Source organism: Rhizobium sp. Root274 (genome assembly GCF_001429245.1).
In the GTDB taxonomy this organism is placed as follows: domain Bacteria; phylum Pseudomonadota; class Alphaproteobacteria; order Rhizobiales; family Rhizobiaceae; genus Allorhizobium.
The window spans coordinates 199,102-223,762 of sequence record NZ_LMJE01000008.1 but is presented as its reverse complement, the minus strand read 5'-3'; the positions used below and the strand labels follow the sequence as shown (position 1 = coordinate 223,762).

At 60.3% G+C, this 24,661-nt stretch carries 19 protein-coding genes; 12 read left to right on the top strand and 7 right to left on the bottom strand.

The genetic code is table 11. The annotated features are described in order from the left end of the window. Window positions 1-19: 19 nt before the first annotated feature. Complete coding sequence (locus ASE36_RS16280; RefSeq protein WP_062282030.1) at window positions 20-1,405, bottom strand: MFS transporter; 1,386 nt, start codon at window positions 1,403-1,405, stop codon at window positions 20-22. Window positions 1,406-1,446: 41 nt separating this feature from the next. Next, complete coding sequence (locus tag ASE36_RS16275) at window positions 1,447-6,234, bottom strand: NAD-glutamate dehydrogenase (RefSeq protein ID WP_062282028.1); 4,788 nt, start codon at window positions 6,232-6,234, stop codon at window positions 1,447-1,449. Between the two features lie 189 nt (window positions 6,235-6,423). Between ASE36_RS16275 and pdxY the strand changes: the two genes are divergently transcribed. Beyond that, window positions 6,424-7,305 carry a pyridoxal kinase PdxY gene (pdxY, locus tag ASE36_RS16270; RefSeq protein WP_062282026.1) on the top strand — a complete coding sequence of 294 codons (882 nt, stop codon included), beginning with the start codon at window positions 6,424-6,426 and terminating at the stop codon, window positions 7,303-7,305. Window positions 7,306-7,376: 71 nt separating this feature from the next. Further along, window positions 7,377-8,030: a carbonic anhydrase gene (locus ASE36_RS16265; protein WP_062282023.1), complete on the top strand. Its 654-nt coding sequence runs from the start codon at window positions 7,377-7,379 to the stop codon at window positions 8,028-8,030. A 108-nt stretch (window positions 8,031-8,138) separates the two neighbouring features. On the opposite strand, the gene ASE36_RS16260 is transcribed toward ASE36_RS16265, so the two are convergent. Further along, entirely contained in the window at window positions 8,139-8,960 is an 822-nt protein-coding gene (locus tag ASE36_RS16260) for a lytic transglycosylase domain-containing protein (protein ID WP_062282020.1), read from the bottom strand. Between the two features lie 171 nt (window positions 8,961-9,131). After that, window positions 9,132-10,166, bottom strand: coding sequence for an aspartate-semialdehyde dehydrogenase (locus tag ASE36_RS16255; RefSeq protein ID WP_062282018.1), 1,035 nt, complete (start codon window positions 10,164-10,166; stop codon window positions 9,132-9,134). 428 nt (window positions 10,167-10,594) lie between these two features. Between ASE36_RS16255 and ASE36_RS16250 the strand changes: the two genes are divergently transcribed. After that, on the top strand, window positions 10,595-11,146 hold the full coding sequence (locus tag ASE36_RS16250; protein ID WP_062282015.1) for a GNAT family N-acetyltransferase: 552 nt from the start codon (window positions 10,595-10,597) through the stop codon (window positions 11,144-11,146). A 3-nt stretch (window positions 11,147-11,149) separates the two neighbouring features. On the opposite strand, the gene ASE36_RS16245 is transcribed toward ASE36_RS16250, so the two are convergent. Continuing rightward, a complete protein-coding gene (locus tag ASE36_RS16245) occupies window positions 11,150-11,548 on the bottom strand; it encodes a DUF2794 domain-containing protein (RefSeq protein ID WP_062282012.1) in 399 nt (132 codons plus the stop codon). Between the two features lie 89 nt (window positions 11,549-11,637). After that, a complete protein-coding gene (locus ASE36_RS16240) occupies window positions 11,638-12,576 on the bottom strand; it encodes a LysR family transcriptional regulator (RefSeq protein WP_062282009.1) in 939 nt (312 codons plus the stop codon). Between the two features lie 173 nt (window positions 12,577-12,749). On the opposite strand from ASE36_RS16240, the gene chvE reads away from it, so the two are divergent. The 9 genes from chvE (at window position 12,750) to ASE36_RS16195 (ending at window position 23,508) form a co-directional block, all read left to right on the top strand. Further along, window positions 12,750-13,820 carry a multiple monosaccharide ABC transporter substrate-binding protein gene (chvE, locus tag ASE36_RS16235; protein ID WP_062282006.1) on the top strand — a complete coding sequence of 357 codons (1,071 nt, stop codon included), beginning with the start codon at window positions 12,750-12,752 and terminating at the stop codon, window positions 13,818-13,820. Window positions 13,821-13,935: 115 nt separating this feature from the next. After that, window positions 13,936-15,471: a multiple monosaccharide ABC transporter ATP-binding protein gene (gene mmsA, locus ASE36_RS16230; protein WP_062282003.1), complete on the top strand. Its 1,536-nt coding sequence runs from the start codon at window positions 13,936-13,938 to the stop codon at window positions 15,469-15,471. Then, window positions 15,471-16,682 (top strand): multiple monosaccharide ABC transporter permease, encoded by a 1,212-nt coding sequence (gene mmsB, locus ASE36_RS16225; protein ID WP_062282000.1) that lies wholly within the window; start codon window positions 15,471-15,473, stop codon window positions 16,680-16,682. The genes mmsA and mmsB overlap by 1 nt, the downstream gene beginning before the upstream one ends. A 10-nt stretch (window positions 16,683-16,692) precedes the next feature. Further along, window positions 16,693-17,658, top strand: a complete 966-nt coding sequence (gene araD1, locus ASE36_RS16220) for an AraD1 family protein (protein WP_062281997.1) — start codon at window positions 16,693-16,695, stop codon at window positions 17,656-17,658. A 49-nt stretch (window positions 17,659-17,707) separates the two neighbouring features. Next, a complete protein-coding gene (gene araD, locus ASE36_RS16215; protein WP_062281994.1) occupies window positions 17,708-19,453 on the top strand; it encodes an L-arabinonate dehydratase in 1,746 nt (581 codons plus the stop codon). Between the two features lie 11 nt (window positions 19,454-19,464). Next, a complete protein-coding gene (locus ASE36_RS16210) occupies window positions 19,465-20,394 on the top strand; it encodes a Gfo/Idh/MocA family protein (RefSeq protein WP_062281992.1) in 930 nt (309 codons plus the stop codon). A 21-nt stretch (window positions 20,395-20,415) separates the two neighbouring features. Beyond that, the gene (locus tag ASE36_RS16205; RefSeq protein WP_062281988.1) at window positions 20,416-21,930 is read left to right on the top strand and encodes an aldehyde dehydrogenase (NADP(+)); all 1,515 of its coding nucleotides are present in this window, start codon (window positions 20,416-20,418) and stop codon (window positions 21,928-21,930) included. Window positions 21,931-21,940: 10 nt separating this feature from the next. Then, complete coding sequence (locus ASE36_RS16200) at window positions 21,941-22,870, top strand: 2-dehydro-3-deoxygalactonokinase (RefSeq protein ID WP_062281985.1); 930 nt, start codon at window positions 21,941-21,943, stop codon at window positions 22,868-22,870. Between the two features lie 5 nt (window positions 22,871-22,875). Then, window positions 22,876-23,508 (top strand): 2-dehydro-3-deoxy-6-phosphogalactonate aldolase, encoded by a 633-nt coding sequence (locus tag ASE36_RS16195; protein WP_062281982.1) that lies wholly within the window; start codon window positions 22,876-22,878, stop codon window positions 23,506-23,508. A gap of 265 nt (window positions 23,509-23,773) precedes the next feature. On the opposite strand, the gene ASE36_RS16190 is transcribed toward ASE36_RS16195, so the two are convergent. Further along, entirely contained in the window at window positions 23,774-24,550 is a 777-nt protein-coding gene (locus tag ASE36_RS16190; protein WP_062282756.1) for a DUF1223 domain-containing protein, read from the bottom strand. Window positions 24,551-24,661: the final 111 nt, after the last annotated feature.

Below are 24,661 nucleotides of genomic sequence, written 5' to 3'. Positions count from 1 at the left end.
GTCTTTGCCTGCATTCCCTTCAACCTTTGGCGGCGTTCGCCGCCGGATAAGGTGTCTTCCACAGGAAGGCGAGACCAACGGTCAGGAATATCAGCATGCTGGCCATGCCCACCCGCGCTGATCCGGACCATGCCGTCAGCAGCGAGAAGGACAAGGTCGCCATGAAGCTGGTGGCTCTGCCCGAAAGAGCATAAATGCCAAAATAGCGGCCGGCTTCATGCAATTCGACACTGCGCGCCAGATATGACCGCGAGGAGGCTTGAACTGGTCCGAACGAGACACCGATCAACAAGCCGTAGAGAATATAGGCCTTTTCTGCTGGCGTGGCGAAGAGACCCTCGGTCGTGCCGACCGGCAGGCTAACCAAGCCGAACAACGTGAAGTCGACGCCGGTCGAGATGATACCTAACGTCGCGAGGATGAGCAGGCTGAGGCTGCTGACCACGACCACCTTCGAACCGAACAGACGATCGATCCGCCCGGCAAGCATGCAGCCGAAGATCGCAATGACGTTCAGAATGATGCCGTAGATGCCGACTTCCATCGTCGACCAGCCAAACATGGCAGCGGCGAAGACGCCGCCTAGGATGAGCAGTCCGTTGACGCCATCCTGATAGATCATGCGCCCGACCAGAAATCGCAGAACCGGCGTCCGATGCCGAAGCTCCGACAGAGTGTGCCCAATCTCCGTGAAACCGGAGCGAACGGCCGCACCGAGCGCCTTGCCCTTGGCGGCATCGGGGGTGAACAGGAACATCGGCAGGATGAAGATGAAGTACCATATCGCAGAAATGGGTCCGGTGATCCGCGCATCCTCGCCAAGAGCCGGATCGAGCCCGAACAGCGGCTGGGCACCCAGCAATGTCAGACCGGTCGATGGATTGGCGGCCAGGAACAGAACCACGAAGATCAGCACGATCATGCCGCCGAGATAGCCGAGACCCCAGGCGATGTTGGAGATCCGCCCGACATCCTGCTGGCTGACTAGCCGCGGCATCATCGAATCGTTGAAGACGATCGAGAATTCCGCTGCCACACTGGCAAGGATCATCAGGAGCATCACCGGAGCAACCGATGATCCCGGGGCTGCCGTCCACAGAAGCATGAGGCAGGCGATCTTGATCACCGCGAAGAAGCCGATCCAGGGTTTGCGTGCGCCGGACTGATCCGCAATCGAGCCCAACACGGGCGCAAGAACCGCAATTGCGATGCCGGAGATCGTGGCCGCATTGCTCCAGGCCGTCTGCGCGCTCACCGGATCGGCGGTCATGCGCGAGACGAAATAGGGGCCGAAAATGAAGGTCGTGATGACGGTGAAGAAGGGTTGTGCGGCCCAGTCGAAAAACATCCAGCCCGCCACACCCTTGTCGATGGTGGCCGGGCCGGAGTTTGCATGTTCACTCATCGTCACGATGACCCCCGGAGCTTATTCTGCTCCGGACAGTGTCACCTCGCGTGATCCTGCGCAAGATCGCCAAGCAGGCCGGCCGCGACCGCGAGCTTGGAGATGCTGGGTTCGCCGCTGTCGACGATCGCCGATATTTCCTTGCCGATCCGCTCCACGTGAGACTTGTCGGCAGCAAGCCAGGCCTCAACGGGATGGGCTTCCTCTGCATGGTCGGTAAGGGCCTTGCAGACGATAAGGCGCCGTGCCTGACCGATACGATCAAGGCTGCGTGTCACGGCGAGGCTGTCGTAGTGATCCGAAGGCTGCAGCCGGCGCGCATTCTCGATGATGCGACCGATCCTGAACGCTTCGGAAACAGCAAAGAAGCCCTGCATGGCTGCCGCAAAATCCGCATCCGTCCGCTCTGCGATCTGCAGAACCTCCGGCAGAAGCTGGAGGGTCTGTAGATTGACGACCTCGGTCGCAATGGCCTCCGGCGCCCCGGCTTCAACGAGTTCGGCAATCTGCTCGTTGAAATGCTGCCGAAGAACCGCCGGCAGCGCTGCGGCGAAGACAGGCGTCGCGGTCTGCACGGCAGCGGATAGCTGGGCAACAGCCTCTCCGACCGTTCCCTTCGAAAGGCCGGTGTCGATCAGCAGGCGTGTCATCGCCACATAGACTTCGGAGACGATGGCATAGAGTCTGTTCTGTGTCTGGCCCGGCATCTGGGCATCCAGTGCATCAAGCCTTTCCCAGAGAGCACTCATCCCCAGAGCATCGCGCGTGACCAGCGCCGCCTTCACTACATCGTCGGGCGCGCCCCCTGTGGCATCGCCGACGGAGACGATGAAGGCCGGCCCGCCGCGGTTGATGGCGTGATTGGCAAGCGCAGTCGCGATGATTTCACGGCGCAGACGATGACCAGCGATATCCCCCGCAAACCGCTCCCGCATCTCGGCCGGGAAATAGTTGAACAAGGTCGCTTCGCAATAGGGATCATCCGGCAGGTCGGACTCGATCAACTGATCGAAGAGCGCGATCTTGGCATAGGACAGCAGCACGCCGATTTCGGGACGGGTCAACGCCTTGCCCGATACGTAGCGTTCCGCAACCGCCGCGTTGTCCGGCAGCGTCTCGACCTTTCGGTTCAGGCGCCCCTGACCCTCCAGGTAATCCATAAGCCGGCTAAGTTCCTCGCGGTTGCCGGCCTCCTTCGCCTCCGTCAGCGAGATGGCCAAGGACTGCAAATAGTTGTTGCGCAAGACGAGGTGGCCGACCTCGTCCGTCATAGCCGCCAGCAGAACATTGCGCTTCTCGCGCGGCAAGCGGCCATCATGCATCGCAGGGCTGAGCGCGATCTTGATATTGACCTCGACGTCAGACGAATTGACCCCCGCCGAATTGTCGATGGCGTCGGAATTGCAGCGTCCACCATTCAGCGCATAGGCAATGCGGCCCTTCTGGGTGACCCCAAGATTGGCCCCTTCGCCAATAACCTTGGCGCGCACTTCGCCGGCGTTGACGCGGATTGCGTCATTGGCACGATCGCCAACGTCTGCGTCGGTTTCTGTCGGCCCTTTGATGTAGGTCCCGATCCCGCCGAACCACAGCAGGTCGACAGGAGCCTGCAGGATTGCCGTCATGATGTCGAAGGGGGTTACGGTCAGCGTGGTCAGGCCGATGGCTTCGGCTGCCTCGGGCGTCAAGGTCACCGACTTCTCCGAACGCGAGATGATCATGGCGCCCGTCGAGAGCGCTGCCCTATCATAATCCTGCCAGCTGGACCGCGGGAGGGCGAACATGCGGCGACGTTCGGTAAACGAGATCGCCGGGTCGGGCTTTGGATCAATGATGATGTCGCGATGATCGAAGGCGGCAATCAGCTTGATCTGCTCGGACAGCAGCATGCCATTACCGAAGACATCGCCCGACATATCGCCGACGCCTGCAACGGTAAACGGTGTCGTCTGGATATCGACGTCGATCTCGCGGAAGTGTCTCTTGACAGTTTCCCACGCGCCCCGCGCGGTGATGCCCATTTTCTTGTGGTCATAGCCCGCAGACCCACCGGAGGCGAATGCGTCGTCCAGCCAGAAGCCTGCTGCCTGTGCAAGACCATTGGCGGTATCGGAGAAGGTCGCAGTGCCCTTATCGGCCGCCACAACGAAGTACGGATCGTCGCCGTCCAGCCGAAGCGTATCCACCGGCGGCACGATCTCGCCAGAGACGATATTGTCGGTGATCGACAAGAGTGTTCGGATATAGGTCTTGTAGGCCTCGGTGCCAGCCGCGAGCCAGGCTTCACGATCACTCGGCGGCGGCAACAATTTTGGGAAGAAGCCGCCTTTGGCCCCGACAGGAACGATGACGGCGTTCTTGACCTGCTGCGCCTTCACGAGGCCCAGGACTTCCGTGCGGTAATCCTGTGCGCGGTCCGACCAACGCAAGCCGCCACGGGCGACCTTCCCGAAGCGCAGATGCACTCCCTCGACTTCGACGCCATAGACGAAGATCTCGCGGAAGGGGCGAGGCTCCGGCAGGCCGTCCAGCTTGTGCGGGTCGAACTTGAAGGCGAGCATCGGTCGATCGCTCTGCTGATACCCCTTCTGGAAGAAGTTCGTCCTGAGCGTCGCTTCGATGGCATTGATGTAACGCCGCAGGATGCGGTCTTCATCCAGACTGCGAACGGCACCGAGGCCCGTTTCCAGGGAAGACAAAAGTTCCTCGTCCCGAGTGCCCCGCATCGTCTCTGACTGAGCCGGATCCAGGCGGTTGCGAAAAAGAGCGACCAGATCCGTTGCGATCGCCGGATGCTTGACCAAGGTCTCGGCGATGTAGTTCAGCGGATAGACGGCACCGGCCTGGCGCAGATAGGCTGCATAGGCCCGCAGCACCGATGCTTCCCGTGCATCGAGGCCGGCTGCGAGCACCAGACGGTTAAAACCGTCATTGTCGACCATGCCGGTGAACGCGGAGAGAAAAGTGTCTTCGAGTAGCTTGCCATGCTGTCGGATGTCAAAATGGGCCGACACGGGTGCAGCCAGTTCCATGTCGTGCAGGACCACAGATTGCCGCTCGCCACCAGGGGCTACGATGCAGATGTCGAAGGTGCGCTCGCTGATGACGCCGAAGCCGAGGTTTTCGAGGAGGGGAACACGCCGCGACAGTGGCAAGTGATCGCCGGCGTGGAAGATCTTCAGATAGAGGAGCGGTCCGTGCTCGGCGTCGACCTGGTGGAATTCCAGCGACAGCGGGGCGCCAGACAGGCAGGCCTTGATGTGACGCAGATCGTTTACCGCCTGCTCCGGGGTGAAAGCTTCCTGAAACGCTTCGGAGACGTCCAGGTTGGGAGCACCGGTCCCGGCAAGCGACAGGAACCGGTCGCTCCAGCGCGCGGTGATGCGCCGGACGGCCTCCTCCAGCGTCGACTGCTCGATATGGGGTGTCGCGCCTTCACGCCGGCCGATGATAATATGCACACGCGCGACGCCGCCTTCCGGGAAGGCCGGATAATAGGCCGACACATGTCCCTTGTAGACCGAGCGGAAGTAGTCACCGATCTTCTCACGAACCAGCGAATTGTAATCCTCGCGGGGCACATAAACGATCAGCGAAACGAAGCGATCGAAGTGGTCGATCCGTGGCAGAACGCGCACACGTGGGCGCTCGGAGAGGTCATTGATCTGTTCGCAGAACTTCGCCAGCAATTCCGGTGTGATCTGGAAAAGGTCGTCGCGGGGATAGCTTTCCAGCGTGTTCTGCAGCATCCGGCCGGAATGGCTGCGGGGGTCAAAGTCGAAATGCGAAACGACCTTTTCGACCTTGGCCCGGAGCAGAGGAATCTGATTGACGGAGCGGGTATAGGCTGTTGCAGTGAACAGACCGACGATGCGCAGCTCCCCGACGACCTTGCCATTGGAACCGAAACGCTTCACCCCGACATAGTCCATATAGGCCCGCCGATGGACCACGGATTTCACATTGGCCTTGGTCACGATCAGGAAATCGGGGCCCTGCAGGAAGGCCAGGATTTCCGGCGTCGTCGTCACCTGATTCTGACCCTGACGCAGAACCAGCACATCGGGATCCGACAGGATGCCGAGACCGCTGCCACGATCCCGCTCCACGGTCGCTTTCTCGCCTTCACCGGAATAGGTGTATTCGCGCATGCCGAGGAACGTAAAATTGTTATTGCGCAACCACTCAAGGAAGGCGACAGCCTCCTCGCGCTCCGCCTCGCTGCGACCGGCCGATAGAGCCCGGAGTTCCGAAAGGGCTTCTTCGAGGAGCCCAAGCATCGGCTTCCAGTCGGAAGCAGCCATTTTGACTTGCGCCAGCACGTGGTCGATGCGGCGAATGAGCTCCGCGGCCTGTTCCTCGGTCACAGGTGCAAGATGCAACTGAATATAGGAGACCTTGATCGCCCCCTCTGGATCCTGGTCCGGATTGGACAGGGAGACGTCGCCACCCGGCGTGACCGCAAGAATGGGGTGAATGGCCATGTAGATGTCGCGGTAAGCGCTGGTCACCTCGCCCATCAAAGAGTCATAGAGAAACGACTTGTTGTGGTCGACGATCGAGAGCACGCTGACCGGAATGCCGTTCGGTCGCACGGCGGCCAGAGTTTCGATACGGATATGGGGTTTATGCCTGTCCCAAGCCGCAAGGTCCTCTGCGGCGCGTGCCGAGGAGTGAGCGAGCATTTTGGCAGGGTAACGGTCGAGGTCGTCGTTGCTGGCGCGACCGAAGATCATGGAAGGAGCAATAAATGCCACTCCCAGTTTGCCGGCGGTTTCATCAGCGGATCGCAACAGGTGATCTCGCTTGGGGTTGCCCGTCCTGGTCATGTGCCTCTCCTTCGGCAGCGGCTGTTGGCCGTCATGATTCTGCAAATGTTTTGCGAAAGTATGTATGAATCGAAAATGAGGGCAAATTCGGCGAAAATCGCTCCGAAAGGCGAGAAAAATCGGATTTTCTCGTGAAAAGTAGACGCAAATCGAACCAAACTACCGATTTTCAATCCGAAAGTGCCCAAAATGCATGAGCAATCGCAGAACGCCGTCATCGTGATTTCCAGCCATGTCGTGCGGGGTTCGGTAGGCAACCGTGCCGCCGTTTTCGCATTGGAGACTTTGGGACACCCAGTCTGGGCCATGCCCACGATCGTGATGCCATGGCACCCCGGAAAGGGGCCATCGACGCGGCTACGCTTTGCCGACTCCGAGTTTGAGAGCGCGATCGATGATCTGGTGAGAGCGCCCTGGCTAGGCGAGGTCTCGGCGATACTCACGGGCTATTTCGGCGGTCCCGCCCAGCCGGCTGCTGTCGCCAAGCTGGTTCAGGCGGCCAAGGCCGCCAATCCGCAGCTCATTTATGTCTGCGATCCGGTTATGGGTGACCTTGCCGGATTGTACATACCCGAAGAGACGGCAGCGGCCATTCGCGATCAGCTGATTCCTCTTGCCGACATCGCCACTCCCAATCGGTACGAACTCCAATGGATGGTCGGCAGCAGCCTGGACAGCAATCAGGCGATCATGAAGGCCGCACTTTCGCTTGGACCGCCACGCATGCTCGTGACCTCGGCCGTGCCGATGATGACGGGGGGTACGGGCAATCTTCTCCTGTCGGGCCGTAACGCCATCCTCGCCGAACATCGCCTGATCGATAACCCGCCCAATGGGCTGGGCGACTTGCTGGCTGCAGTCTTCCTGGCGCGCATCCTGGAAGGTCTCGATGAAGAAAGAGCGCTTCAACTCGCAACCGCGAGCGTCTTCGAGGTTCTGGCGAGAACCACCAAGCGCGGTGGCGATGAACTGACGCTCGAAAGCGATTCCGCCAGCCTGTCCACCCCGATGGCGATGGTGCACATGCGTCGCCTGATGCACCCGGCCCAACGTCCGCGCAAGCCGGGCTGAGATCGTCTTCGAATCCCCTTCGCAACGGCACACTGTTGCCTTGGCGCCCCATGCCCTGTAAGCGAAAAGCCATGAGCAGCTTTCCGTCTACCCTCCTCAGCGGTTATCGCAACTTCATGAGTGGCCGCTATGTCGACCAGCGCGAGCGTTACCGTGTCCTCGCCGAGCAGGGACAAAAGCCCCATACGCTCGTTGTCGCCTGTTGCGATTCTCGCGCAGCGCCCGAAATGATCTTCGATGCAGATCCGGGCGAGCTCTTTGTCGTGCGCAATGTCGCGAACATGGTGCCGCCTTACGAGCCGGACGGTCAATATCACTCGACGTCCGCTGCGCTCGAGTTTGCCGTTCAGGCCCTGCGAGTCAGGGACATCATTGTCATGGGACATGGACGTTGCGGCGGCATAAGGGCTGCTCTGGATCCAAACGCCGAACCGCTGTCGCCGGGTGACTTCATTGGCAAGTGGATGAACTTGGTGGCGCCGGCCGCCGAGCAGATCCAGGGGAATTCCGTGATGACCACGGTCGAGCGTCAAACAGCGCTGGAGCGGATCTCGATCCGAAATTCCATCAACAACCTGCGCACATTTCCATGCGTAAAGATCCTGGAAGAGCGCGGTAAGCTGCGTATTCACGGAGCCTGGTTTGATATCAGCAATGGCGAACTTTGGCTGATGGACCCGCAGACGCGCGACTTCGTCCGCCTGGACGGACAGGATGCCGCCTGAGACGCGGAATACTTCTTCACGTTAGATTCGGAGTTTCGGCAGTGATGACGCGCTAAGTTCTGGTCGAGTGGATTGGCGCGACAGGCTCCCCGTCGCGCCGGTATCCAATTATTCGGCGTCGATACGAGCACCGATATAGGCAATGGCCTGCTGGTATACGGTCGCCGCATTCCATCCCTGGATCGCAGCAAAATTCGGTTCGCCCTGCTGATAGCCGGCACCGGCCTGCCAGCCATGACCCTTCAGGAAATTCGCCGTCGAGGCCAATGCATCGGCCCTCGAATGCACGAGGTCGATGTGGCGATCGCCGTCTCCATCGGCACCGAAGCGAACGACGTTGCGCGGCAGGAACTGCGTCTGTCCGATTTCGCCGTGTGCAGCACCCTTGGCGTTGATGTCGAGATTTCCGGCCTGGACGAGTTCAAGCGCCGCATAAAGCTGATCGGTGAAGAACTCGCTGCGGCGGCAGTCGAAGGCAAGCGTTGTCACTGCGGACAGGGTGTGCTCCTTGCCGAGGAAGGAACCGAAGCCGGTTTCCATGCCCCAGATGGCAATCAGCGGACCCGCCGGAACGCCATACTGGCGCTCGATCTTGGCGAAGAGAGCAGCATTGCTCTTCTTCATGCCCTTGCCGCGGCTGATGATGGTCTGCCCGCCGCGCTTCTGCATGAACTGGTCGAATGAGAGCTTGAAGCTCTTCTGACCGCGGTCTGCGCTGATCGTGCTGCGACTGTAGCTGACGGAGCTGAAGACCTGGTCGAGCATGCGCTGGCTGAAGCCGGCACCGGCCGCCTGTTCCTTGAACGCTTCCGTCCATTGCTCAAAGCCGGCGGAGGTGCTGCTACAGGCGGCAGCGAATGCCGAGCCCGAGCCAGCGAATATGGAAACCACTGAAATCAGGGCTGCGGACAATGTGAAGTTCAGTCGCATCAAGGCCTCGTCATTGACTGTTTTGAGTGGGGCGCACCATGGCAGCGAAACAACATCCTGTCATCAATCAACCCCTAATGAAGCGCAGCTCGTGCCTCAAAGTGGATCACATTCGCATGAGACAGAAGGGTTTTCCGCCCGGCTAGACGCCGGGCGGTCGTCAAGATGCGATCAGTTGGCGCCGGCGCGAGGTGCGATCAGGCCCCGGTTCACCAGCAGTTCGGCGATCTGGATCGCGTTGAGTGCTGCACCCTTACGCAGGTTGTCGGAAACGACCCACATGTTGAGACCGTTTTCGACCGTCGCGTCTTCGCGGATACGCGAGATGTAGGTCGCGTCTTCACCGGCGCATTCGACCGGGGTGATGTAGCCACCGTTCTCATGCTTGTCGATGACGAGGCAACCCGGCGCTTCGCGCAGGATGTCGCGCGCCTGGTCGGCAGTGATTTCGTTTTCGAACTCGATGTTGACCGATTCCGAATGGCCGATGAAGACCGGAACGCGCACGGCGGTGCAGGTCACCTTGATCTTCGGATCCAGCATCTTCTTGGTTTCGGCGAGAACCTTCCACTCTTCCTTCGTGTAGCCATCTTCCATGAAGCTATCGATGTGCGGAATGACGTTGAAGGCAATGCGCTTGGTGAACTTCTTCGATTCGACCGGATCGGCAACGAACACGGCGCGGGTCTGGGTAAAGAGTTCGTCCATGCCTTCCTTGCCGGCACCGGATACCGACTGGTAGGTCGAGACGACGACGCGCTTGATCTTGGCGAAATCATGCAGCGGCTTCAGCGCGACGACAAGCTGAGCCGTCGAGCAATTCGGGTTTGCAATGATATTGCGCTTCTTGAAGTCGACCACCGCATCCGGGTTCACTTCCGGAACGATCAGTGGCACGTCGGCGTCGTAGCGCCAGGCGGACGAGTTGTCGATGACGACGCAGCCCTGTGCGCCGATCTTCGGGGACCACTTCTGCGAGATCGTGCCGCCGGCCGACATCAGGCAAACATCGGTGTTGGAGAAGTCGTAATGCTCAAGGTTCTGCACCTTGAGAACCTTGTCGCCGAACGAGACTTCGGTGCCTTGCGAGCGGGCCGACGCCAGTGCGACGACTTCCGATGCCGGAAAACCGCGTTCGGAGAGGATGTTCAGCATTTCGCGACCGACATTGCCGGTGGCGCCTACGACTGCAATCTTGAAACCCATGTCAATGCTCTCTTTCTGTCTCTCCGCGGATGGTGAGGAGGAAGCCTGCGAGGGTGCGCAGCCTTACCTGTCCCCGGCCGTGCCGGGGAGAGAGCGGTGGCCGAAGACGTCAGACGGTTTTCGTCGTCGTTTTGGCCTTGGTCGTGGATGCGAGAGAAATGCATGCGCCACCGGCAGCGGGTTGCTGCAGGTGGTTTGAGACCGCAAAGGACTGCCCGAAAGCGTGCATGAACCGAATTCCTCTTCGCGGCGAGGGATTACAAGGTTTTTGCGTCGAGTCAAGCCGCGCGCAGGGCACAGCCGCCGAAAACGACGAGCATTGGAGTCAGTGGAAGTCAGGAAGGCAAGGGTCTCTGTCCCTGTGACATTCCCAGGCTTGCCCAGTGGTCGCACTCATGGAACAAGATGCCTTTCCCATGGAGCACTGCATGGTCCTTTCCATTCGCGATCTGACGCCTGAAGATCTCCCTTCGGTCACGGCCATCTATGCCGATGCCGTCCTCAACGGCACCGCAAGTTATGAACTCGTGCCGCCGGATCTCGACGAAATGACGGCACGCTTCAAGGCAATCACCGCGAAGGGATATCCCTATATCGCAGCGGTAGACGAGGCGGACACTTTGCTCGGCTATGCCTATGCGTCGGCTTTTCGCACGAGACCTGCCTATCGCTGGCTGGTCGAAGATTCGATCTATGTTGCCGAGCAGGCGCGTGGCCTGGGGGTCGGGAAAGCGCTCCTCAAGGCGCTGGTGTTACGCTGTGAGGCCCTCGGTTTCCGACAAATGGTTGCGGTCGTTGGAGGTGCAAGCGAAGCATCCGTCGCCGTCCACCGCTCCTGCGGTTTCTCCGTAGCCGGCCGCCTTGACGGCACGGGCTTCAAACACGGCGTGTGGCTCGACACCATCTTCATGCAAAGACCGCTTGGTGAGGCCCAGAGCAGCAACCCGGACCTCTCAAGCTATCCAGGGACACTCGCCTGACGGTCAGTCGAGCGCCTTGAGGTTCTTGTCGAACACTTTCAGCACCTGCTTCAGGTCATGTCCGCGCTTCAGGATACGCCCGTCCGTGGCGACCACGGCGAAGGCACCTTGTTTCGCCGCAAGCTTCGGGTTCTTCTCGATGCGATAAAGTGGATACTCGCCCGCGCGCTTGAAAACGGAGAAGACCGCCTTGTCCTTAAGATGGTCGATGGCATAGTCGCGCCAGTCACCTTCCCCGACCATGCGACCATAGATCCAGAGGATGGCATCCAGCTCGCGGCGATGAAACGTGACCGGGAGGGGATCGAGAGATTGTCGGTAGATCCCCAGATCGACCACGCTTGTAGGGCTTTTGTCGGCGCCTTCGGCGTCCTGACGCTGCCCTTCGGGCTGCTCGGTCATCAATGCTCCTCGAGCTTTCATTCATGACTGTCGGATGACAGTGTGCCTGACACGGCCCAAATTGCAAGCTCTGAGCCCATTACCTGACTTCAGCGTCCGCGATTGAGGAAGCGACTGAGGAGCAAATCCCTAAGCCGTGCGGCGATCGGTGACAGCCGTTTTCCGTTCACTGTGATCAGGTGGTATGGCGTAACCACGATCGGGGTGTCGAGCGGCAGGGTGCAGAGATCGCCGACGGGCGTTTGCCGACAGAGGAGGTCTGACACTTCGCGCGACATCGGCGCGATTGCATTGGACGATGCCAGCATCGCGATCATCACGAGCAGAGACGTCGTGTTAACGATATTGCGCGGAATTGGCGCGCCCTCTTCGATAAACACATTCTCGACCGCTTGCCTGAGCGGCGTGCCGGGCGCCTGCATGATCCAGGGAAAATGTGCCATGTCGGAAAGATTGAGGCGATCGACATTGACCAGCGGGTGCGTCCGCCGCACCACAATCTCGACCTCCTCCATCGTGGCGCCTTCGACGTGAAACTGTCGTGCATCGATCCCGGGCGGTATCCGCCCCAGAACGAAATCATATTGTCCCGACAGAAGGTCTCGGATCATCTCGCCGCTGGAGGCGACATCCACATGGATATCGACCGTCGCGGCTTCGGCTTTCAATGCCTTGATGGCCGGAACGACATAGCCGACCGCACCACCCGTCACGGCGCCGACCCGCACCTTGCCGGTCAGGCCGCGCCGAATCGCATCCACTTCCCGCCCTGCTTCGCGAATCTCCTCCAATACATTTTGCGCCCGACGGATGAGTGCGCTGCCGACCGCCGTCGGCTCCATCCCCTTCGGTGTTCTTATGAAAATTGGCGAGCCGACATAGCGCTCGATCTCTCCCAACATCCGGGATGCGGCGGGTTGAGTCAGCGCAAGTGACTGAGCAGCAAGGCTTAATTGTCCAAGCTCGGCAATCGCGCTGACGAGACTGAAATGTTTGGGCTGAAGTCGGTAAATATGGTTCTCGGACATGAACAATATATCAACTACGGTATGCAGAAAGTCAAAATAATCATTTGATCGGTATATGGGGCAGGATAAGAGTCCCAACGGAGCTGGGGGCTGCTGCGTCAGCCGCTCGTTCTTGTTTTTCAGCGAGTGCCAGGAGGAGCTTGGCCTCGCACGGTATGACCAGGGAGGTTACCATGAAGAAACTTGGAGCCCTGATTGCATCTTTTGCAATCGGCATCGCATCCTTTACACCCTTCGCCTATGCACAGGACAAGGGCGTCGTCGGCATTTCCATGCCGACCAAGACCTCGACCCGCTGGATCTCCGACGGCGAGACCATGGAAAAGCTGTTCAAGGAAGCTGGCTATACGCCGGACCTGCAGTTCGCTGACGACGATATCCCGAACCAGCTCGCCCAGATCGAAAACATGGTCACCAAGGGTGCCAAGGTTCTCGTCATCGGCGCGATTGACGGCACGACCCTCTCCGACATTCTGCAGAAGGCTGCTGATGCCGGCGTCAAGGTCATCGCCTATGACCGCCTGATCCGCGATTCGGGCAACGTCGACTACTACGCCACGTTCGACAATTTCCAGGTTGGCGTTCTCCAGGCCACCAGCCTCGTCAACGGCCTGAAGGCAAAGTTCCCGGACACCAAGCCGTGGAACGTCGAACTCTTCGGCGGTTCGCCGGACGACAACAACGCCTTCTTCTTCTATGACGGCGCAATGTCGGTTCTGCAGCCCCTGATCGACAGCGGCGACATCGTCATCAAGTCCGGCCAGATGGGCATGGACCAGGTTGGCACGCTGCGTTGGGACGGCACGGTCGCCCAGGCTCGCATGGAAAACCTGCTGTCCTCGACCTACACCGAAGACAAGCTGCACGGCGCTCTGTCTCCGTATGACGGCCTGTCGATCGGTATCCTGTCGGCTCTGAAGGGCGTTGGCTACGGTTCTGGCGACATGACCATGCCGGTCGTCACCGGTCAGGACGCCGAACTGCCGTCCGTCAAGTCGATCCTGGCTGACGAACAGTACTCAACCGTCTTCAAGGACACCCGCGAGCTGGCAAAGGTTGCCGTCACCATGGTCGACGCGATCATGGGTGGCAAGACGCCTGAAGTTAACGACGAAAAGACCTACAACAACGGTGTCAAGGTCGTTCCGTCTTACCTGCTGAAGCCGGTTGCTGTTGACAAGGCCAATGCCAAGGACGTTCTCGTCGGCGCCGGTTACTACACGGCCGACCAGATCGACAACTGATCCTTCGGGTCACTCTCGGGTCCGCGAGTTATCGCGGACCCATTTTCTATACGCATTTAAGGAGCTCGCGCCTTTGGCTGGACACGTGTCGCCAAAGGCTGCCGGAATTCTGCCCATGGACAACATCATTCTCGAGATGCGCGGCATCACAAAGACATTTCCGGGCGTCAAAGCCCTGGACAATGTCAGCTTCAAGGTGCGCGAGGGCGAAATTCACGCTCTCGTCGGCGAAAACGGTGCCGGCAAGTCCACCCTGATGAAGGTGCTCAGCGGCGTTTATCCTGCCGGAACCTATGATGGCGACATCTTCTATGATGGTGAGGTCCGTCGCTTCAGCACAATTTCGAACAGCGAAGAGCTCGGCATCATCATCATCCACCAGGAACTGGCTCTCGTGCCGCTCCTGTCGATTGCGGAAAACATCTTCCTCGGCAACGAAATTGCCAATAGTGGCGTCATTCAGTGGCCCCAGACCTTTGCGCGGACGAAAGAGCTGCTGGCGAAGGTCGGCCTGAAGGACAGCCCATCTACCCGCATCACCGATATCGGCGTCGGCAAGCAGCAGCTGGTTGAAATCGCTAAGGCGCTGTCGAAGAAGGTTCGCCTGCTGATCCTGGACGAGCCGACCGCCTCGCTCAACGAGACCGACTCTGACGCCCTGCTCACCCTCTTGATGGAATTCCGCAAGCAGGGCATGACCTCGATCATCATCTCCCACAAGCTCAACGAAATCCGCAAGGTTGCCGATCAGATCACCATTTTGCGTGATGGCGGCACGGTCGAGACGCTCGACTGTCATACCCAGGAAATCACGGAAGACCGGATCATCAAGGGCATGGTCGGCCGTGACATGGAAGACCGCTATCCGCCGCGCGACCCGAAGATCGGCGACGTGCTGCTGGAAGTGAAGAACTGGAACGTCTTCCACCAGAACCACCGCGACCGCCAGTTCCTGCACGACGTCGCCTTTAATGTTCGCGCCGGTGAAGTTGTCGGCATAGCCGGTCTCATGGGCGCCGGCCGCACCGAAACCGCCATGAGCGTTTTTGGCAAGTCCTGGGGTCACAAGATCACCGGCGAAGTGCTGATGCGCGGAAAGCCGGTGGATGTTTCGACAATCCCCAAGGCCATCGATGCCGGGCTTGCCTATGTGACTGAAGACCGAAAGCATCTTGGCCTGGTCCTGCAGAACAACATCAAGGAAAACACCACTCTGGCCAACCTGAATGGCGTTTCCAACGGTGCAGTCATCGACGACCGGAAGGAAGCCAAGGTCGCCACAGACTATCGCCAGAAGCTGCGCATCCGCTCGCATTCCATCTATCAGGAGGCAGTCAACCTTTCGGGTGGCAACCAGCAGAAGGTCGTTCTGTCGAAATGGCTTTTCACCAATCCGGAAGTGCTCATTCTAGACGAACCCACACGCGGCATCGATGTCGGCGCCAAGTTCGAAATCTACACCATCATCAACCAGCTTGCCGCCGAAGGTAAGGGCATCCTGATGATCTCCTCGGAGATGCCCGAACTGCTCGGAACCTGCGATCGCATCTACGTCATGAACGAAGGGCGCATCGTAGCCGAACTGTCCAAGGAAGAAGCAAGCCAAGAGTCCATCATGCGTGCCATCATGCGCTCTGGGGAGAAAAACTAATGGCCATCGATACAAGAACCGAAACCCCCAAGGTCTCCGTGGGTGATTACCTGCGCAAGAACATCCGCGAATACGGCCTTCTGCTCGCGCTCGTCGTCATCATGGTGCTGTTCCAGGTGCTGACCGGCGGCGTGCTGTTCCGGCCGGTCAACATCACCAACCTCGTCCTGCAGAACTCGTTCATCGTCATCATGGCGCTGGGCATGCTGCTGATCATCGTCGCAGGCCATATCGACCTCTCCGTCGGCTCGATCGTCGCCTTCATCGGCGGCATATCGGCGATCATGCTGGTCAAATGGGGCTGGCATTTCGCCTTGGTCGTGCCGCTGTGTCTGGTGCTGGGCGCTGCCATGGGTGCGGCTCAGGGCTACTGGGTTGCCTATCAGAAGATCCCGTCCTTCATCGTCACGCTCGCCGGCATGCTCGTCTTCCGCGGCCTGACCTATGTTGCGCTAGGTGGTCGCCCGATCGGTCCGTTCCCGAAGGAATTCACCCTGCTCTCCACGGGCTTTATTCCGGATTTTCTGCCGCTGACCGACACTGCGGTGACTGGCATCGCGAACCATGTCGCGATCATCGCCGTCGTCGCTCTCGTCGCCCTGGCCATTTATTCGGGCATGAAGAATCGTAGGCTGAACGATGAGCACGGCAGCGAAAACGAGCCATTTGTGTTCTTCGTCGCTCAGATGGGCATCATCAGCGCGGTCGCCATCTTCCTCGGCTACCAGCTCGCCACCTATCGCGGCCTGCCGAACGTCCTCGTCGTCATGGGCATTCTGATCGCGCTCTATTCGTTCGTCACGTCCCGCACGACCATCGGTCGCCGGATCTACGCACTGGGCGGCAACGAGAAGGCGGCCAAGCTCTCGGGCATCAACACCGAACGCCTGGTCTTCCTGACCTTCGTCAACATGGGTGTGCTTGCCGCTCTCGCTGGCATGATCATCGCCGCCCGCCTCAATTCGGCAACCCCGAAGGCAGGCGTCGGCTTCGAACTCGACGTCATCGCGGCCTGCTTTATCGGCGGTGCCTCGGCGTCCGGCGGCGTTGGCAAGATCACCGGTGCAGTCATCGGCGCCTTCATCATGGGTGTCATGAACAATGGCATGTCGATCATGGGTATCGGCATCGACTACCAGCAGCTCATCAAGGGCCTCGTGCTTTTGGCTGCTGTCTTCTTCGACGTTTACAACAAGAACAAAGCAGTCTGAGGATAGGCTTATGTTTCTCTCGCAATTGAAGACTGGCGGCGTCATTTGCCGCCAGGGTGAGGCCGCGCGCCTTGTCCCTGGATACAACGCCACCTACGACCTCGCCAAGGCAGCGATTGCCGCCGGCACGACGGTTGCCGGCATCATCGAAAAGCAGGGCGTCGGAGAAACCGTCGATCTGCTGGCCCTTGCAGCCGACGGCAAGCTGGATTGCCCGGTTCGCCATCCCGACGCAGCGCACATGTATCTGACCGGCACGGGCCTGACCCACACCGGTTCGGCATCGGCGCGTGACAGCATGCATGCGGATACCGCAGGAATGAGCGACTCGATGAAGATGTTTCGCATGGGGCTCGAAGGCGGCAAGCCGAAGCCCGGCGAGATCGGTGTTCAGCCGGAGTGGTTCTACAAAGGTAACGGCTTCAATGCGGTCGCGCCCGGCGAAGACCTCGTGTCGCCCTCCTTCGCCCTTGATGGTGGCGAAGAGCCTGAGATGGCCGGCTACTATATCGTCGGCGAAGATGGCACCGCTCATCGACTCGGCTTCTCGATCGCCAACGAATTTTCCGATCACGTGACGGAAAAGCTCAACTACCTCTTCCTCGCCCACTCCAAGCTGCGCCCGGCCTCCTTCGGCCCGGAACTCCGTGTCGGCGCACTTCCGGATCACGTCGAGGGCACGTCACGCATCATTCGCGGCGGCAAGACGGTCTGGGAAAAGCCATTCCTTTCGGGTGAGGCGAACATGTCGCACACGATCGCGAACCTGGAATACCACCACTTCAAGTACGCGCTGTTCTGCCAGCCGGGCGACCTGCACGTGCACATGTATGGAACGGCGACCCTTTCCGTGGCGGATGGTTTCGTCACGCAGGAGGGCGACGTCTTCGAAATCGAGTCGCCGCAATTCGGTCTTCCGCTGCGCAACCGCCTCGCAAAGGCTGCCACCGAGACCGTCAAGGTGAAGATGCTCTGAGCGGATCGGTCGACCGACCCGCCCATTTTCCAGAGACAGGACCAAAGCCATGAGCAAGTTCAAACCGGCGGCCTGGCCGCGCCAACTGAGATCCCAGCACTGGTATGGCGGGACATCCCGCGACACGATCTATCATCGTGGCTGGATGAAGAACCAGGGTCATCCGCACGACCTGTTCGACGGTCGCCCGGTCATCGGCATCCTGAACACCTGGTCCGACCTGACACCTTGCAACGGCCACCTGCGCGAACTCGCCGAAAAAGTGAAGGCGGGCGTCTGGGAAGCCGGTGGTTTCCCGGTCGAAATCCCGGTCTTCTCTGCCTCTGAAAACACCTTCCGCCCCACGGCGATGATGTATCGCAACCTCGCAGCCCTTGCCGTTGAGGAAGCCATGCGTGGCCAGCCGATCGATGGCGCGGTCCTGCTGGTCGGCTGCGATAAGACCACGCCGTCGCTGGTCATGGCTGCCGCCTCGACCGACCTTCCGTCGATCGTCGTGACTGGCGGCCCGATGCTGAACGGCTATTTCCGCGGCGAGCGCGTCGGCTCCGGCACGCATCTCTGGAAATTCTCCGAAGCTGTCAAGGCTGGCGAGATGACCCAGGAAGAGTTCGTGGAAGCGGAAGCATCCATGTCCCGCTCCAGCGGCACCTGCAACACCATGGGCACCGCCTCCACGATGGCCTCCATGGTCGAAGCCTTGGGCATGGCACTCTCCGGCAATGCCGCGATCCCCGCTGTCGACAGCCGCCGCAAGGTGATGGCGCAGCTCTCCGGCCGTCGCATCGTGCAGATGGTCAAGGACGACCTGAAGCCCTCCGATATCATGACCAAGGAAGCTTTCGAAAACGCGATCCGCGTGAACGGCGCAATCGGTGGCTCGACCAACGCCGTCGTCCACCTGCTGGCCATGGCCGGCCGTGTCGGCATCGATCTCACGCTCGATGACTGGGATCGCCTCGGCCGCGACATTCCGACGATCGTCAACCTGATGCCGTCAGGCAAGTACCTGATGGAAGAGTTCTTCTATGCAGGCGGCCTGCCCGTCGTCATCAAGCGCCTCGGCGAAGCTGGCAAGCTGCACAAGGATGCACTGACCGTTTCGGGCGAGAGCATCTGGGACGAGGTCAAGGATGTCCGCAACTGGAACGAAGACGTCATCCTTCCCGTCGAGAAGGCACTGACTCAGCAGGGCGGTATCGTCGTGCTGCGCGGCAATCTGGCACCAAAGGGCTGCGTCCTGAAACCGTCCGCCGCTTCCGCCCATCTGATGAAGCATCGCGGTCGCGCCGTGGTCTTCGAAGACATCGACGACTACAAGGCGAAGATCAACGACGAGGCGCTCGATATCGATGAGACCTGCGTGATGGTTCTGAAGAACTGCGGTCCGCGCGGTTATCCGGGCATGGCCGAAGTCGGCAATATGGGCCTGCCGCCCAAGGTGCTCCGCAAGGGCATCACCGACATGGTCCGCATCTCCGATGCCCGCATGTCCGGCACCGCCTATGGCACGGTTCTCCTGCACACCTCGCCGGAAGCGGCCCGTGGCGGCCCGCTCGCCATCGTGCGGAACGGTGATTTCATTGAGATCGACGTCGACGCCCGCAAGGTGCATCTCGATATCTCCGAAGAAGAAATGCAGCACCGTCTGGCCGACTGGCGCCCCTCCGTCGAACCACCGGCAAGCGGCTATGCCAAACTCTTCCATGACCACGTTGAGGGTGCCGATACCGGCGCCGACTTCGACTTCCTGAAGGGTTGCCGCGGCTCGCCGGTCGGTAAGGACGCACACTGAGGACCAGGACGATGGCAGATCGTATTCCGCTCGCGCTTGTCGGCATCGGCAAGATCGCCCGCGACCAGCATATCCCCTCCATCGCAGGCGGTAACGACTTTGTCGTCGCCGCCGGCGTGAGCCGCCACGGCAAGGTCGAAGGCGCTGAAAACTTCACAGACTTCGATACCTTCCTGGCCGCGCGCCCGGATATCAAGGTCGTGTCGCTCTGCACGCCGCCGGAAGTCCGCTTCGACATGGCCAAGGCCGCAATTGCGGCTGGCCGCCACGTGTTGATGGAAAAGCCTCCGGCAACCACACTGGGAGAGGCCGAGGCCCTGAGTGAAATCGCAGCCAAGGCGGGTGTAACACTCTTCGCCACCTGGCATTCCCGCTTTGCTCTCGGCGTCGAGCCGGCAAAGCAGTGGCTGTCGGACAAGGTCATCCAGTCGATCTCGATCGTCTGGAAGGAAGACGTCCGCCGCTGGCATCCCGGCCAGGCCTGGATCTGGGAACCAGGCGGCTTCGGCGTCTTCGATCCCGGCATCAATGCTCTTTCGATCCTGACCGAGATCGTGCCCGGGCACATCATGGTGCAGAAATCGACGCTCGAATTCCCGGAGAACAAGAAGCAGCCCATCGCCGCGTCCATCGCCATGCAGACCGTTGAAGGCGCGCCTGTCACGGCCGAATTCGACTGGCGACAGGAAGGCCCGCAGACGTGGGATATCACCGTTCAGACGAATGAGGGCGAGCTGCGTCTTTCAAAGGGCGGTTCGGAACTCTATATCGGGGGTCAGGAACAGGCGTCCGGCCCGGATCGCGAATATGCGGGCATCTACGAACGCTTCGCCAAGCTTATCCGCTCCCGCCAGAGCGACACCGACTATCAGCCGCTGCGCATCGTGGCGGATTCGTTCCTCTGCGGAGAGCGGAAAGTCGTCGCCCACTTTGAAGACTGAAATCAAAAGGAGGCCCCTCCCATGGCCTATACACCGACCGGAAAACACCTGATCGCTGGCAACTGGATTGCCAGCACCGACACTTTCTCTTCTTCCCCGGCCACCGGCACATCGCACACCTTCTCCAAGGGCACGCCGGCTTTGGTCGACCAGGCCGCAAAGGCCGCAGAAGAGGCCTTCGAAACCTACGCATATTCGACACGTGAAGAACGTGCGGCCCTCCTTGAGGCGATCGCCGAAGAAATCGATGCGCGCGGCGATGCGATCACCGAGATCGGCAGCCAGGAGTCCGGCCTGCCGGAAGCCCGCCTGATCGGCGAGCGTGGTCGCACCGTCGGCCAGCTTCGCCTCTTTGCCTCGCATATCCGCAAGGGTGACTACCTCGATCGCCGCCATGATGAGGCTCTGCCCGACCGCAAGCCCCTGCCTCGCTCGGATCTCAGGATGATTCAGCGTCCGATCGGCCCCGTCGCCGTATTCGGTGCCTCCAACTTCCCGCTCGCCTTCTCGACGGCCGGCGGTGACACGGCAGCAGCGCTGGCAGCTGGTTGCCCGGTCGTGGTCAAGGCCCATGATGCCCATCCCGGCACGGGCGAAATCGTCGCCTCTGCCATTGATGCCGCGATCAAGCGTTGTGGTGTGCATCCGGGCGTTTTCTCGCTTGTGCATGGCGGCAGCCGTGACGTCGGTCAGGCCCTCGTCCAGCATCCGCTGATCAAGGCGGTCGGTTTCACCGGCTCGCTCGGTGGCGGTCGTGCGCTGTTCGACCTCTGCGCCCAGCGTCCGGAGCCGATCCCGTTCTTCGGCGAGCTCGGTTCGGTCAACCCGATGTTCATGCTGCCAAAGGCCGTTGCGGCTCGCGGGGAAACCATTGCCAAGGGCTGGGTCGGTTCGCTGACCATGGGTGCTGGCCAGTTCTGCACGAACCCGGGGATCGTGGTCCTGTTGAAGGGCGCCGATGCGGATAAGTATATTGAAACGGCAACAGAGGCGCTGTCGGCTGTCGGTCCGCAAACCATGCTCACCGACGGCATCGCCGATGCTTACCGCAAGGGTGCGACGCGAATCGCCGGCACCGAAGGCGTTCGTTCGGTCCTCACCTCGACCTGCGACCTGCGCAACGCCACGCCTTACCTGTTCCAGACCACGGCCAAGGACTGGCTCGAAAACCATGTTCTCGGCGAAGAAGTCTTCGGACCGCTGGGCCTGATTGTCATCGCCGACAGCGAGGATGAAATGGTCGCCATGGCTCGGAGCCTGTCGGGACAGCTGACGGCTTCGCTGCACCTTGATGCAGGCGACGAAGCACTTGGAAAGCGCCTGATGCCGATCCTGGAGCGCAAGGCGGGCCGCGTGCTTGCCAATGGCTTCCCGACCGGTGTGGAAGTGGCTGACTCGATGGTCCATGGCGGGCCCTACCCGGCCTCCACCAACTTCGGCGCCACCTCGGTCGGCACGCTGTCGATCCGCCGCTTCCTGCGGCCGGTCTGCTTCCAGGACATTCCGGCCGCCCTGCTGCCGGTCGATCTGGCCTGAGGTCGAAGCAGTGACCGCAAAGCCGTTTGCCGCCCTGGTCGACTGGGGCACCAGCAATCTCCGCCTCTGGCTGACTGACAGCCAGGGCGGGGTCCTCGCCGAGCGGCAATCGGCAGAAGGCATGGGCGGCCTTGATCGCTCAGCCTATCCCGCTATCCTTGAGGGCCACCTTTCGGCCCTCGGGGCAGAATCTGACTTGCCTGTCGTCATTGCCGGAATGGCGGGGGCACGAACCGGTTGGCGTGAAGCTCCCTATGTGGGAACACCCGCGCCTCTCGTCGGCCTCTTTCAGCACGCGGTGATCCCGGAAGGCGTTACGCGTCCCCTCTACATCCTGCCCGGCGTTTGCCAGCGCGAGAACGGCCGTTATGACGTGATGCGGGGCGAGGAAACGCAGCTCGCCGGTGCGCTCGAACAGGGCCTCGATGATGCGCTGTTTTGCCTGCCGGGCACCCATTCGAAATGGGCACTGGTCGAAGGCGGCCACATCCGTCGCTTCTCCACGGTTATGACGGGTGAGCTGTTCCATCTGATTAGCCGGCAATCGATCCTGCGGCTGTCGGTTCCGGAAGATGCGGATGCCGAAGCGGATCCCGACATTTTCGACGCAGCCGTGGACGCTGCTCTCGCGCCGGGCTTTGCCTTGACCTCCACGCTTTTCTCCATCCGCGCCGAAGGACTTTTGTCTCAAGGGACTAAGATCAACGCCGCCGCCCGCCTCTCCGGACTTCTGATCGGCGCGGAAATTGCCGCCATCCAGTCGGATCTAAGACGCTACGGCAAAGCCTATCTGATCGGGACGGGCAAGCTGACGCGTCTTTATGCGTGGGCCATTGCCAGAGCCGGCGGGGAAGCGGTGATGCTCGATGGTGGGCTCCTGGTCCGTCGCGGCCTGCTCGCGAGCGCTCTTTCATTGTTCGACCACGAATTCAAGGAATAGACCCCATGACCTCCACCGTCGCCTGGCCTTCCCTCCGCCGCAATCTGGTGGCGATCCTGCGAGGCATCAAGCCTGAAGAGATCGAGGCTGCCGTGGACGCTCTTGTCAATGCTGGCTTCGAGGCAATCGAAGTGCCGTTGAACTCTCCGGAACCTTTCATCTCGATCGAGAAGGCGCGAAAGCTGGCACCCGCCAATGTGCTGATCGGTGCAGGCACCGTCCTGGAAGTCGATCAGGTCGACCGCCTGAATGATGTTGGTGGCAACTTGCTGGTGACGCCGAATGTGGAGCCCGATGTCATTCGTCGCGCTGTCGGCCACGGGATGGTCACCATGCCTGGGGTCTTTACGGCAACGGAAGCGCTTCTGGCCGCAAAAAGCGGCGCGGCTGCGCTGAAATTCTTCCCGGCAAGCGCACTGGGTCCGGGTAGCATTTCCGCCGTCAAGGCCATTCTGCCGCCTAGCCTGCTGGTTGGCGCTGTGGGCGGTGTCTCCGAGAACAACTTCGCCGACTACTGGAAGGTCGGTGTTCGGGCCTTCGGTCTGGGCACCAGCCTCTACAGGCCAGGTGATTCGGCATCGTCTATCGGCGAAAAGGCTTTGAAAGCCGCCGCCGCCTATGATGCCTTGAAGGCCTGATGGCCTGAGCTAAATGTCGGCTGACCTGAGCGCCGCCGGTACACCGGCGGCGTTTCCACGGCTCGGTGTGACATTTGTCACTCACCGAGCAGATTATTCGAGCCTCGCCGCATTTTCACCAAACCAGCGCCCCTTTTTGCGATAATGTATAACCAACTTGGTTGGCGCGATGCGCCAAAAGGTCCGGTCAGACGCATTGACCCCTTACCCCCAGCCCCCCAATGCTTCGGGCCGGACCACACCAGGTTTTAGAATTTCCTGAAGATCAGAGACTGTTGTGTCGTCCCATCATGACGGTTGCGCCGACGATGTCCGAAGGGTTGCCGTCTTCGTCCGCGCTTTGCAGCAAGACTGCACATCCATCACTTTTGTCAGAACTGATTGCCCGCGCCGGAAGAGTGATATCGAGCGGCTTGCCGTTCCAGATACCCACAGTCTGAACGTCGGTTACACTGTGCCAGTAATCCATGCTCTTGCCGACATTTTCGCCCTTGAGCATTTCCACTGTCTGATGCTCGCGGAAATACACCACCACGACATTGGCCTTGCCGATGCCGCTGCCGACCGAAATGGCCAGCTGATCCCCATTTTGCCTGGCCTTTACCGGGACCACGAGCCCTTGGCCGCTGCTGCGCATTCCCTCAAGGCGACGGTTGATCTCGGTCGCATCCGTTCCCTTCAGATGATCACGACCGTTCAGCACGGCTTGCGGCGTGTAGACGCCACTGCGACCGAATGTTTTGGCATAGGCATATTGCCGCTCGGTATTTTCCGGCGTGCCCAGAGTGTCAGCCCATCCGAGATAATTCCAATAGTCGACGTGATAGGACAGCGCGACGATATTACCCTGCCGCACCAATTGCTCGAAGGCGTGGTCTGCGGGAGGGCACGAACGACAGCCTTGCGAAGTGAAAAGTTCGATCACACCCTTCGGCGCAACGAAGCTTTCGGCCACGGCCTGGAACGGCAGAAAAGCGAACAGCAGCGCCACTGCAGATTGGGCGGCCCTATTGATGCACTGGCGTTTGGAAACGGCTTGCATGGTCACCTGCAGCATTCGTCTGACTTTTGCCTTCATCCCTGGTGGTGCACTTGATAGCCCCTTACACCTTGCGCGCAAAGTCACGATGGGGTGAAACTTTCGTCACAACGG